This is a genomic window from Nostoc cf. edaphicum LEGE 07299 (genome assembly GCF_015207245.1).
GTDB lineage: Bacteria > Cyanobacteriota > Cyanobacteriia > Cyanobacteriales > Nostocaceae > Nostoc > Nostoc edaphicum_B.
On sequence record NZ_JADEXF010000011.1, the window covers coordinates 1 to 13,466 of the forward strand.

A 13,466-nucleotide genomic window follows, 5' to 3' on the forward strand; every position below is an offset into this window, starting at 1 on the left:
CGCCAACGCAGCACTTCTTCAAACTGTCTGCGTATCAAATAAAACTATTATCCAGAAACTTTTAAGAGAATTTATCGGTCTGGTTCTCCAAATTCTGCAAAAATCAACCATGTCATCTTCTGCTCAAGGTATTCCCGGATTACCCGATTTGACGCATCCAGTTGAGCTTGTTCAATTTGGAACCCAGGCGCTCAAAGCTTCACTGTTATTAGTATTTTTGGTCGTAGCTTTGGGAGTTGCGATCGCACTTATCAGTTTTTCTCTGCGTCGCAGCCAGCCGGAACAATTTATATTCATCGGTGAATGGGCTGTTCGTTATTCCCAACTGCTGCGGGGATTACAGCATTTAACTCTAGTATTAGTCCTGTTAGTTCCGGGATTTTTTCTCTGTTCGACTTTGAGCAATCGTTATCACTACTGGGAACAAACAAAGGTGGCTCAAGTAGCTGAAAGTGTCGCAGGTGAAAAACTCGAACAATTTGCGCCTCAAGTCCGCTACTCGATTCAAGAGCCATACTCCTATAACACTCAAGTCAATGGCAAAATTGTCAAGGTAAATGAGACACGACAAATCAACCGCTTCTTAACGTTGGCTGGTTCGCAAATTCAAGTCAAGCTTGACCAAAGTGTAGATGTTCCAGGCCGCAGTTCAATTTATCAAGTAAATTACACTGCTGATTATAAAGTAGTTAACCAACTCAAGGATATTAATAATTTTTTCTTTGAAACACCGCCACCTAATGGCTACACACTGCTTGCTAGCTACAAAGTAGAGCGTAACGGTACTAGGCTACAACAAACTAATCCGGGAGACTATGGCTTTCCCTTCCAGCTGCAACCAGGAGAAGAAACTACCTTTCGAGTTACCTATCAGGCTCAAGGCGGGCCTCGCTGGGTTTATAGTGCAACGGGACAGTTGCTTTCTAATTTTCGCCTCACAGCAATTGCTAACTTTGCCCCGGCTGATTTTGCTAGTGGTGTTGTACCGAATGAGATTAAAGTTAACGGACGCAGTACTCAATTTACTTGGATATTTGACGATAATGTTTCAGTCAAAAATCCCTTTGGAGTCTTTACCAATACTGAACCCATTCGTCACACGGGGATCATTCCGCGGCTTTTATTGCTAGCACCAGCAATATTTTTGTGGTGGATATTATTGTTATATTTGTCACTGCCAATGAGTTTTAGAAATATTGCGATCGCTGGTAGTATTTTCTTTGCTTGTCTGTTGACTTTGACCTATCTAGCTCGCGTTATCAATGCTCAGTTGGCTTGGACTTTAATTTCCATCATTTTACTAATTTTAACATGGGGATTGGGAGCTAGCCGCAGTGCTTCCTTGGCTGCGATCGTCGCCACTATTGCTGGAGCAGTGCTACCTATTTTTGGATTATTAGTACCGTTTAGCGGACTAACCCTTAGTTTAGCGGGTTTGCTTTCAGCGGTTTGGCTAGCAGTTCGTCACTGGTATGGCTGGTACAGTTTGCACCCAGAAGATCAAAGATTGCAGACTCAGAAAAATGCTAAAGATTAAATGATTCCGCTATGATTAGCGAAGTTTTAGCGTGGGCCATTTATGGATAACGATTTACTCGCTTTCTTTGCGGCTGCTGGGTTACTCATTCTTTATCTTATCTTCTCAGCTTTAACTGAAATGGGGACTAAATTGCCTTGGAACAAATAAGCTGATGGGCTAAAAAGTTTACACTTCTAAACCTCATTGGGGTTGGAAAAAAAGTAACCATCCTTTAGGCTTGGTTAATATATTTATTGTTCGAGATAGTACCAAATGCGCGATCCCCAAAATAACCACATTAAAGTTGAACCGGCAACCCTCGTTTTGATTGTATCTGTCTTAATACTCTTGCCTCTGCTAGTTGTTGGTTTTTTCTCGCAGTAAAGTTATACCAATTTGAAAAATGATTGCGACAGATGGAAAACTGAAACACTTATCCAATGGATGTTTCACAATCTAAAATCTAAAATCTAAAATCCAAAATGGTATTAGCCCGATGCTCTTTTTCTCAGGTGCGTTAAGCTACTGCTAACGCACCATATATCAAAGCTACTTAGGTAAAACCTGCCGTAGTGCTGCTAAAAGTTGGTCAACGCTTTCCTTTCGACTATTAAAGCCCATCAATCCGACGCGCCAAACTTTACCAGCAAGTTCGCCAAGACCACCGCCAATTTCAATATTATGTTCATTGAGTAACTGCCGAGCGATCGCTTTACCATCTACCCCGGCTGGAATGCGGACAGTGGTAAGCGTTGGCAATCTATACTCTTGCTCAACGTGCATACTCAGTCCTAAATTCTCTAAACCTTCCCAGAGATATTCTACGTTCTTTTGATGCCGCTGCCAGGAATTTGCTAATCCCTCTTCTGCAAGCAAACGTAGTGCTTCCCGCAATGCATAGTATAAATTAATCGGTGCTGTGTGGTGATAGGTGCGTTCAGCACCCCAATACTTACCCAGCAACAACATATCTAAATACCAGTTTGCAACTTTCGTTTGCCGCTGTTGCAATTTCTCAACTGCACGCGCACTCATTGTAAAAGGAGAAGCACCAGGCGGGCAACCTAACCCTTTTTGGCTACAACTATAAGCTAGGTCAACTCCCCAAGCATCCAAAAACAAGGGGACACCGCCCAAACTTGTCACCGTATCCACTAATAATAAAGTGCCAAATTCACGACACAAATCAGCGACCCCTTCCAAGGGTTGACGTGCGCCGGTGGAAGTTTCGGCATGAACTAGAGCTAAGATAGCAGGACGATGAGTTTTTAAGGCAGTTTGGAGTTCATCCAAGTTGAAAACTTGTCCCCAAGGTTTGGTAATGGTTCGCACATCAGCGCCATAACGTCCAGCCATATCCACGAGGCGATTACCAAAGTAACCAGCTACACCAATTAAAACTACATCACCGGGTTCTACAGCATTGGCGATGGTTGCTTCCATTGCGGCCGTTCCCGTACCGCTGACTGCAATGGTAAGTGAGTTTTCTGTTTGCCATACATAGCGTAGCAATGACTGAATTTCATCCATGAGTGCGAGAAAAGTTGGGTCAAGATGCCCAACGGGTGAAGTATTCATCGCTTGGAGAACTGTGGGATGGGCATTAGATGGCCCTGGCCCTAACAGCAGACGAGATGGGATTTCTAGCGGTGTGAGTTGCAAGCGCCCGGAGTCGTTAATTGAAATTGTTTGCGTCATAAATCTCTCTTCATTTAGACGATACTTACCGGATCATATAGGAATCCGATTTGATTCCTGAACTTACTTGTGTAGGGAGGGAACAAGAAATCTGGGAATAGGGCATTGCAGAACAGTGGTATGAATTGAGGCAAGCAGGGGAAACTGGGGGACAATTTGGACGTTGCTAAATCATCCCGCAAATATGCAACGTCGGGATGTAAATATGTACTGAGTTTTTTGATCAAAAGTTTCAGCTACTTTCTATGCCCAAAATTTCTAAATCTTCATTAATTAAACTGGTGGATTTACCGAGGGAAAGGATTTATTTTATTCCTACATTGAAAGTGAAAGCAACTACAAGAAATGATCTGCAAAAAGTTTCATTTTTGCTGAATATCAGGGATTTACTCTTGGACAATTATGATAAAGCATAGTAGCAATAAAAACTTTACTATACACAAAATATCTAACAGCATTAATATTAAACCAACTTTAGACTTGTATCCTACTCGTCTAGTTTTTATTGACCCACAGGTTGATGACTACCAAAGTTTGGTAATGGGTGTATTACCAGATACCTCAGTTGTAGTTTTAGATGCCAACCAAGATGGCATTGAGCAAATTAGTCAAGTGCTGGAGTCTCATCAGGGAGTCAATAGTCTGCACATTGTTTCCCACGGCGCACCTGGGTGCATCTATTTGGGAAACAGTCAACTCAACAACGAAACACTCAATCATTACGCAGCCAAACTTATGGGTTGGGCAAATGCTTTGGGTGAAGATGCACAACTACTGCTGTATGGTTGCAAAGTCGCTCAAAACGAGCCAGGTGTCTTGTTTATACGCTGTCTGAGCGAATTGACAGGTGCAGTAGTAGCTGCCTCTGATGACTTGACAGGGAGTGCTGCATTAGGTGGTGACTGGGAACTGGAGGTTTCTACAGCACCTATTGTTCCTCGTTTAGCGTTTGGGCAAGAAGTAATAACAGCCTACGCTTCAATTCTACCTGTAGTTCTTGATGACAGCTTTGATAGTGATGGCAAAGTCACTACTGATATTGGTACTAATACCACTGACATAGCCTACAGCATTACCCTGCAAGACGATGGCAAGATTCTGGTAGGGGGAGTGAGTAATAATAACTTTGCTGTAGTACGTTACGACAGCAATGGTAGTCTCGACACCAGCTTTGGTACTGCTGGCAAGGTCACTACTAACTTGGGTAGTACTGACATAGCCTACAGCATTGCCCTGCAAGACGATGGCAAGATTCTGGTAGGGGGAGTGAGTAGTAGTAACTTTGCTGTGGTACGTTACAACAGCAATGGTAGTCTCGATACCAGCTTTGGTACTGCTGGCAAGGTTATTAATAACTTGGGCAGTAGTGACATAGCCTACAGCGTTGCCCTGCAAGACGATGGCAAGATTCTGTTAGCGGGAGTGAGTAATAGTAACTTTGCTGTTTTACGTTACAACAGCAATGGTAGTCTCGACACCAGCTTTGGTACTGCTGGCAAGGTCATTACTAACTTGGGCAGTACCGACATTGCTAGAAGCATTGCCCTGCAAGACGATAGCAAGATTCTGGTAGCGGGAGTGAGTAATAATAACTTTGCTGTGGTACGTTACAACAGCAATGGTAGTCTCGACACCAGCTTTGGTACTGCTGGCACGGTTATTAATAACTTGGGCAGTACTGACATAGCCTACAGCGTTAGCGTGCAAGACGATGGCAAGATTCTGTTAGTAGGAGTGAGTAATAATAACTTTGCTGTGGTACGTTACGACAGCAATGGTAGTCTCGACACCAGCTTTGGTACTGCTGGCAAGGTCATCACTAATTTGGGCGGTACTGACATAGCCTACAGCGTTAGCGTGCAAGCTAATGGCAAAATTATTGTGGCGGGTTCGAGTAAAAATAACTTTGCTGTTTTACGTTACAACAGCAATGGTAGTCTCGACACCAGCTTTGGTACTGCTGGCATTATCACTACTGATATCGGCATAAATACTATTGATAATGCTTATGCTCTTACCCAACACGATGGTACGATAATAGTCGCGGGAGTAAGCGCCAATAACTTTGCTGTGGCACGCTACAGGGTTAACCAAAATCCAGTGCTAGTGAAGGAAATCGCAGACAAAGAGATTCCAGAAGACATAAATTTCAACTTCACAATCTCAGATAGCTTCCAAGATCCAGATCCTGGAGACACTCTCACCTACACTGCGACTCTCGAAAACGGTGACTCTCTACCGAGTTGGTTAAGCTTCAATGATACTACTCAAACATTCAGTGGTACTCCCTTAAATGAGAATGTAGGTAGCCTCAACATTAAAGTTACTGCTACGGATACTTATCTTGCTCAAATCAGTGATATTTTTGTACTCACCGTTAAGAACGTCAACGATGCGCCAGAGGTATTTCAGGCGATCGCAGATAAACAAGCAACAGAAGACACAGTTTTCACCTTCATTATCTCAGACAACACCTTTAAGGATGTTGATGCTGGCGACACTCTCACCTACACTGCCACTCTCGAAAACGACGATCCACTCCCCAGTTGGTTGAGTTTTAATGCTGCGACCAAAACCTTCAGTGGCAATCCCTTAAATGCAAACGTGGGTAGCCTCAACATTAAAGTTACTGCTAAAGATACTGCTGGCGCCCAAGCAAATGATGTTTTTGTACTCACCGTTAACAACACCAACGATCCGCCAGAGCTATTTCAGGCGATCGCAGATAAACAAGCAACAGAAGACACACTTTTCAACTTCACTATCCCAGACAATACTTTCATTGATATCGATGGCGATAGTCTCACATACACTGCTACTCTCGTCGAAAACGGCGATCCACTCCCCAGTTGGTTAAGCTTCAATGCTGCAACCAAAACCTTCAGTGGCACTCCCTTGAATGCAAACGTGGGTAGCCTCAACATTAAAGTTATCGCCACAGATCCAGCTCTTGCTCAAGTCAGTGATGTTTTTGTACTCACCGTTAATAACACTAACGATCCGCCAGAGGTGGGAAATGAAATTGCAGATCCAGAAACAACAGAAGACGCGGTTTTCAATTTCACTTTCTCAGAAGACGCCTTCATTGATATCGATGCTGGAGATAATCTCACCTACACTGCAACCTTGGAAAACGGCAATGCTCTGCCGAGTTGGTTGAGCTTTAATGCTAATACTAAAACCTTCAGTGGCACTCCCTTAAATGCAGACGTGGGTAGTCTGAATATTAAAGTTACTGCTACAGATACTTCTCTTGCTGAAGTCAGTGATGTGTTTGTACTCACTGTTAAGAACGCTAATGATGCGCCAGAGGTAGTGAACGAAATTGCAAACCAAGAAGCAACAGAAGACACGGTTTTCAATTTCACTTTCTCAGAAGATACCTTCATTGATGTCGATGCTGGCGACACTCTCACGTACACTGCCACTCTCGAAAACGGCGATCCACTCCCTAGTTGGTTGAGTTTTAATGCTGCTACCAAAACCTTTAATGGTACTCCGTTAAATGCTGATGTGAGTAACTTCAACATTAAAGTTACTGCTAGGGATATTTTTGGAGTTGAAGTCAGCGATGATTTTGCACTCACTGTTAAGAACGTTAACGATGCACCAGAGTTAGTTGAGGCGATCGCTAATCGAAAGGTAGTGATAAATACGCAGTTTAATTTCACTATCCCAGAAAATTCTTTCATTGATATCGATGCTGGCGATAGCCTCACCTACACTGCTACTCTCGAAAACGGCGAGCCACTGCCCAGTTGGCTAACTTTTAATTCTGCTACCCAGAATTTTAGTGGTACTCCGACGATGGAGAATTTGGGTAATCAGAATATCAAAGTCACTGTTAAAGATATTTCTGGGGATGAAGTCAGTGATGTGTTTGTATTGACAGTTGCTAAGTTCAATAGCACACCACTTGTAGATCGGGCGATCGCTGACCAAAAAGCTACAGCAAAAACTACCTTCAACTTCACCATTCCTGAAAACACTTTTAGCGATGTGGATCTTGAAGATACCCTAACCTACACTGCTACCTTAGACAACGGCGACCCACTACCAAGTTGGTTAAGCTTCAATGCTAATGAGCTTACCTTCAGCGGCACTCCTACGAATGATCATGTGGGTAGCTTGAATATTAAAGTCACCGCCACAGATCCGGCTCTTGCTGAAGTTAGTGATGTATTTGCACTCACAATTGCTAAAGCTAACAATCCACCAATTGTAGATCGAGCGATCGCTGACCAAAAAGTTACGGCAGAAACTACCTTTAACTTCACCATCCCTGAAAACACCTTTAGCGATGTAGATATTGAAGATACCCTAACCTACACTGCTACCTTAGACAACGGCGGCCCACTACCCAGTTGGTTAAGCTTCAATCCTAATAAGCTTACTTTCAGCGGCGTTCCTACAAATAATAACTTGGGTAGCTTGAACATCAAAGTTACCGCCAAAGATTCGGTTGGGGCTGAAGTCAGTGATGTGTTTGCACTCACCGTTGCTCAAGGAATTACTGTTGAGACTGAATCAATCAGCCTACTCACAAGAATTACAGGTGATATCTTTACGATCAAAAATCAAGTTAATGGTGAAAAAGCCAAACTCTCAGTCAAGATTAAAAGCAACACCTCTGAAGAAGTCAATGAACTGGGTGTATTTGTCGTTGACGATGCAGAAGGTAAGGTTAATGGCGTAGCTCCTGGTGCTGCAAATTACACCGAACTAGCTCTCCAACGGGCAACACTGCTTCTTTCATCTCTTGCCAAACTACCCAATGGTTTTAATCCCACTGACCTAAGCAGGTTACTGGAATTCAACTCTGAGAGCAACCTAAGATTTTATTTAATCCGTAGCAGCACTACTCAGGCGGTGCTATCTGGACAAACCCCGTTTTCTCAGGTGCTTTTTTCCTCGGATACGAATGTGGACGATACAGGGTTCTCTCTCAATTTTCAGAATTTGGTTGTCAACATTGCAGCAACAGACCAAGACCTACCTGTAGGTACTGGTCTTCAAGGAAAATATGAACCCGAACTAATTGATTTACGGGATGTGAAACAATTAGTGAAAGCCGAATTTGTAGTTCATAGAGAAGCAGCTTTTAATAACTTTGTCGGCTTTTATCAGATAACTGATGAGAATGGTGGTATCGATACCAATGGCGATGGTACAGCAGATGTGCTGGTTGGACAGGCAAGTTATACTCAAGCTGCTATTAGTAACCGTGTCGCTGGTATTGATTTGAGTGTGGCTAACGAAGGTACAGCAAGTTTTACAGGCACTTTCCAACCTGGTGCTATTTTCGTACCATTTATCATTGTTAATGCTGGGGCTGATGCAATTCTTGATAGCAATCCCAATAACGATCCGGCGGTTTACTTTTCCTTCTTGGGCGCTAACACTGACCAAGCAGATCATATTCGTCTGTTAGGGAATAACGCTTTTGGCTTTGAGGATTTGGCTAATGGCGGCGATCGAGATTACAACGATTTGATTGTCCGAGTTAATTTGAGTATCGCCTAGTCTGAAGTAACTTGGTATAGGTGTAATATAGCCTGTAAGCTTTATTGAACAATGAATACAGGCTTTTTTATAAAAAAGTCAAATATGAGTCATAAAGCAATACGGTTGGGTTAAGAAAAAAGTGTAGGTTGGGTGAAGCAAAGCGCAACCCAACAAAGCTATGAAAATGTTGGGTTTCGTTCCTCAACCCAACCTACACAACTTAAGCTTTTTGGCACTAACTCAAGCGTATTGAGTCATAAAGAGCGATCGCATCGCCGATGTTTTAGTGAATCTGTCATTTGCCAGAAGATGCGATTACAGCAAAATATTACAGTGATTCCAACAAATGTGTGAGAGTATATTTATTCACTCACCTGGAGACATAATTATGGTTTTTGCTGGCAAACGACCAAATAATTTAGGTATTAGCAACGGTAAATTAGCACCCTGCCCTAATTCCCCCAATTGCGTTTCTAGTCAGAGTACAGATGCATCTCACCAAATTGCACCACTAACTTTTACATCTACTCTAGAAGAAGCGATTACTAATCTCAAACAGATTATTGAGTCTTTACCAAGAACCAAAATCATTACCGAAAATAAAGATTATTTATATGCAGAATTTAAAAGTGCTTTACTGGGATTTGTGGATGATGTAGAATTCTATCTAGACCGGACTGCCAATGTTATCCATGTGCGTTCAGCTTCACGTTTAGGTCAAAGCGATTTGGGTGTTAATCGTAAACGAATAGAGACGATTAGAGCCAAGTTCAAATAATTTTTAATTGAACTCAGGGCTGGAAATTAAAGACTAGGAAGATAAAGAAGTAGTTGGACAAAATTAATTACACAATGTCATTACGAGTGAAACATTCGCAAAAGATTGGATTGATTCACTGAGTTTGCAATGGTTGTAAATATTTTTGTTCATCTATTTATGTGGATTCAGACCCTAGTAAAATCTAAAATGGCGATTGTGTAATGTGGTATAGTTTTTCACCGAAAATTATGAATTACGAATTAGTTAAACTCTGCGATCGCAATACTTTGTGAAACTTAATTTATTTAAAAACTTTGACTCTCGACCCCGATTAATCATTGCTATCGGACTCGCTGTATTAGTTTCAGTAATCTTGCCGCATTCTCTGCACTTACCTACTCGCATTCGGGAGCATCCACTTTTGGAAGAAACACCGGGCGATTGGAAATCGCGGCTACACAAACGAAGTCCGCCTACGCGGACTCTCTGAAACCCGCGCAGGCGGGTTTAGTTTGTATAGCCCCAGACTTCTAGTCTGTTCGCGTAGCGTGCGCCTTAGCGCAGGGCGATCCGCCAGAAGTGGATGCTCCCTAACAACCTCGTATTCGTAGTTTCTCAAGATTTGTCAACTTTCCTATGCTGTCTGGTATTTCTTTGAGCGAATAACAATCACAAATCTCTAGTTCCCTTAGACTTGTGAAATTGCCAATGCTATCAGGTAAATATTCCACATCGCGGCAATCGTAAATATGAAGTTTTGTTAATCTAGGTTGATAATTAATAAATTTTTCAAGTTCTTCTAGAGTGTATGCACTGTCAAAATAAGTCATATAGTTCAGTAAATAATCATTAATAGTTAGCTTAAAATCTATTTGCCAAAGCTCTTATTTCTAAGAATCTGTTGATAGCCAATTATCCAAGCTTAGTCCTTCAACTCGCAGCAAGTCAGAGTCATTAGAAACCAGAGTTAATCCGCGTGCGATCGCTGTAGCCGCTATCAATATATCTTGTTCTTGTATCTTCCAACCTCTACGTTGTAAATCCACATAGATTTCACATGCTCTCTCAATAATTTCTATATCATCCAGGAATAAAACTTCATATTTTCTAAAAAACTGATTAAAATCCCCTAGCTGCCTTGTAGCATTTGCATACAAGAGTCCTCTTTTAACCTCATAATAAGTTATACAACTGATAAAAACTTCTTGTCCCGAACGATTAGCATCCCGTAGTTTCCTGCTAACAGTTGCATTTCTCCTCAAAATGTAACTAACAATATTTGTATCTAATAAATAAGTCACTTTATCTATTTTCGCTTGACTGCTTCATCGTACATTTTGATTTGCTCTGGGGTCAAATCATTTAACGTACCAGAAACCGCTTCTAAAACAAGAACCTTATCAATTCTACGTGTCAGATCATGCTCGTTAATAGCTCTCATATCTTCTGATGAAAGCTGCCCAAATAGTTCTACCAACATTTCTATCATTTCTTGTTTATTTAACTTAACTTGATATAAACTATTACCTTTTATTAGCTTTTCAACAATTAGTGATATGCGATTACTCAGTTCTTGATGATAATTAGCAACTTCTCGCATAATTCCCTCCATTCATAAAATAATTATCTTAATTATAAACAATCTCCTCAGCCCTTCTCTATGCAAAAAAAGGCGGGCCTTTCAGCCCACCTCACAAAATTTTGAGAATATTCTGTTGCTATTAACCCAACAACTGTTTAGCCTTAGCTAACACATTATCAACGCTAAAACCAAACTTCTCTAAACAAACACCGCCTGGAGCCGAAGCACCAAAGCGATCGATACTAACGCAATCACCTTCAGTACCCACATATTTGTGCCAACCGAAACTAGCGGCAGCTTCTACAGACAAACGCTTGGTGACAGCTTTCGGCAAAATTGACTCTTTATAAGCCGCATCCTGTGCTTCAAAGAGTTCCCATGAAGGTAGCGAGACAACACGAACTTTCTTACCTTCGGCCTTAAGTTTTTCAGCTGCGCCGACGGCAAGGCTCAATTCTGAACCAGTACCAATCAGGATAATTTCAGGTGTACCTTCGCTATCCACCACGGTGTATCCACCCTTGGCTACGCCCTCAATTGATGTACCTGCCAAGTTAGGAACGTTTTGACGGGTGAACGCCAACAGAGAGGGAGCGTTTTCCTTCGCTTTCTCGATCGCTATTTTATAAGCGCCAGAGGTTTCGTTACCGTCTGCGGGACGAAACACTAATAAATTAGGAATAGCTCGCAAGGAAGCTAAAGTTTCAATGGGTTGGTGTGTTGGGCCATCTTCACCTTGTCCAATGGAATCGTGGGTCATCACCCAAATCACGCCAGCTTGAGAAAGGGCGGATAAGCGGATGGCAGCACGCATATAGTCTGTGAAGATCAAGAAGGTAGCACCGTAGGGGATTAATCCGGAAGTGTGCAGCGCTATACCATTACAGATTGCGCCCATAGCATGTTCCCGCACACCAAAGTGGATGTTAGGGTTTTCGTAGTGCCCTTTTTGGAAGTCGCCCTTACCTTTGATTTCGGTCAAGTTGGAGTGAGTTAAGTCAGCCGAACCACCAATCAATTCAGGTAAAACTGCCGCTAGTTTGTTGAGGCAGGTTTCTGAGTGCTTACGGGTGGGTAGTCCTTTGTCTTCTGGGGTGTAGGTAGGTAGTACCTTATCCCAACCGTCGGGGAGTTTGCCGCTTAGGTAGCGTTCAAATTCAGCCGCTTCTTGGGCATACTTAGCTTTGTAGTCGGCAAAGATTTTGTTCCATTCGTCTTCGTAGCCTGCACCGCGCTCAACTGCTTTGCGTGTGTGGTTGAGGGCTTCTTGTGGAACATCAAAAGGCTCGTATTCCCAACCCAAATTTTTCCGAGTCAAGGCTATTTCGTCTCCACCCAAAGCAGCACCGTGAATACCAGCAGTGTTTTGCTTGTTGGGGGAACCGTAACCGATGGTGGTTGTCACCTTAATCATTGATGGTTTATCGGTGACAGCTTTAGCTTCTTCAATTGCTTTGGCGATCGCTTCTAAATCGGTATTGCCATCTTTAACGTGCAGAACGTGCCAACCGTAAGCTTCAAAGCGCTTGGAAACATCTTCGGTGAATGCCACATCTGTGGAACCGTCGATGGAAATGTGGTTGTCGTCGTACAAAGCGATGAGTTTACCTAATCCCAAGTGTCCTGCGAAAGAACAAGCTTCACCAGAAATCCCTTCCATGTTGCAACCGTCACCTAAAATTACGTAGGTGTAATGGTCAACAATCTTGGTGTCGGGTTTATTATATTTAGCGGCAAGGTGTGCTTCGGCGATCGCTAAACCAACTCCATTAGCAATTCCTTGACCCAAGGGGCCAGTTGTGACTTCTACGCCTGGAGTCATGAAGTTTTCGGGGTGTCCAGGGGTTTTGGATTCCCACTGACGGAATTGCTTGATATCTTCAATGCTTACACTGTCGTAGCCCATCAAGTAAAGCAGGGCGTACTGCAACATCGAGCCATGACCGGCAGATAAGACAAAGCGATCGCGGTTAAACCATTTGGGATTCTTGGGATTAAACTTCATAAAGCGATCCCAGAGGACAAAAGCCATCGGAGCCGCGCCCATTGGTAGTCCTGGGTGTCCCGATTTTGCTTTTTCTACGGCATCAACAGCCAAGAAGCGGATCGAGTTAATACAAAGTTCTTCGAGGGACAGTTCTTTGGCGGATTGGGTTGCAACAGTCATAATCTCTTGTTTTTAACGACGGGTTAGCACTCTTCGTAGCTTCTTTTGCTGGGGTTATTTTAGATTCCCCACAGTATCCTCATCATCCCACTCCCGCTTGTCGATGGACAAGCGGGATCTCCTGAGTTTCTGGTGATAAATCAAGCAGATAATTGGGTCATGCTGAACGCTTAAGTTATATCGGAATGATATTTCTGATACTTTGGGCATTGGGCATTGGGCATGGGGCATTGGG

10 protein-coding genes are annotated in these 13,466 nt (G+C 42.8%); 4 read left to right on the top strand and 6 right to left on the bottom strand.

The genetic code is table 11. The features are described from left to right. The first annotated feature begins 109 nt into the window (after positions 1-109). The gene (locus IQ229_RS00635) at positions 110-1,537 is read left to right on the top strand and encodes a hypothetical protein (RefSeq protein WP_194040374.1); all 1,428 of its coding nucleotides are present in this window, start codon (positions 110-112) and stop codon (positions 1,535-1,537) included. A 531-nt stretch (positions 1,538-2,068) separates the two neighbouring features. On the opposite strand, the gene IQ229_RS00640 is transcribed toward IQ229_RS00635, so the two are convergent. Then, positions 2,069-3,217 carry an alanine--glyoxylate aminotransferase family protein gene (locus IQ229_RS00640; RefSeq protein WP_194040377.1) on the bottom strand — a complete coding sequence of 383 codons (1,149 nt, stop codon included), beginning with the start codon at positions 3,215-3,217 and terminating at the stop codon, positions 2,069-2,071. A 402-nt stretch (positions 3,218-3,619) separates the two neighbouring features. Here IQ229_RS00640 and IQ229_RS23600 point away from each other — a divergent pair, with 402 nt between their 5' ends. From IQ229_RS23600 to IQ229_RS00685, 3 genes are all read left to right on the top strand, one after another. Then, positions 3,620-8,740, top strand: a complete 5,121-nt coding sequence (locus IQ229_RS23600) for a putative Ig domain-containing protein (RefSeq protein ID WP_228012927.1) — start codon at positions 3,620-3,622, stop codon at positions 8,738-8,740. Positions 8,741-8,872: 132 nt separating this feature from the next. Beyond that, entirely contained in the window at positions 8,873-9,076 is a 204-nt protein-coding gene (locus IQ229_RS00680; RefSeq protein WP_194040379.1) for a hypothetical protein, read from the top strand. Positions 9,077-9,110: 34 nt separating this feature from the next. Further along, positions 9,111-9,500 carry a DUF1499 domain-containing protein gene (locus IQ229_RS00685; protein ID WP_194040381.1) on the top strand — a complete coding sequence of 130 codons (390 nt, stop codon included), beginning with the start codon at positions 9,111-9,113 and terminating at the stop codon, positions 9,498-9,500. A gap of 572 nt (positions 9,501-10,072) precedes the next feature. On the opposite strand, the gene IQ229_RS24965 is transcribed toward IQ229_RS00685, so the two are convergent. From IQ229_RS24965 to IQ229_RS23605, 5 genes are all read right to left on the bottom strand, one after another. Further along, positions 10,073-10,312, bottom strand: a complete 240-nt coding sequence (locus IQ229_RS24965; protein ID WP_457852495.1) for a hypothetical protein — start codon at positions 10,310-10,312, stop codon at positions 10,073-10,075. Positions 10,313-10,372: 60 nt separating this feature from the next. Beyond that, complete coding sequence (locus IQ229_RS00690) at positions 10,373-10,783, bottom strand: type II toxin-antitoxin system VapC family toxin (RefSeq protein ID WP_194040383.1); 411 nt, start codon at positions 10,781-10,783, stop codon at positions 10,373-10,375. Positions 10,784-10,788: 5 nt separating this feature from the next. After that, positions 10,789-11,082, bottom strand: coding sequence for a hypothetical protein (locus tag IQ229_RS00695; RefSeq protein ID WP_194040385.1), 294 nt, complete (start codon positions 11,080-11,082; stop codon positions 10,789-10,791). A 121-nt stretch (positions 11,083-11,203) separates the two neighbouring features. Next, the gene (gene tkt, locus IQ229_RS00700) at positions 11,204-13,231 is read right to left on the bottom strand and encodes a transketolase (protein ID WP_194040387.1); all 2,028 of its coding nucleotides are present in this window, start codon (positions 13,229-13,231) and stop codon (positions 11,204-11,206) included. 54 nt (positions 13,232-13,285) lie between these two features. Beyond that, on the bottom strand, positions 13,286-13,466 hold a 181-nt coding region (locus IQ229_RS23605), incomplete at its 5' end, for a hypothetical protein (protein ID WP_228012932.1).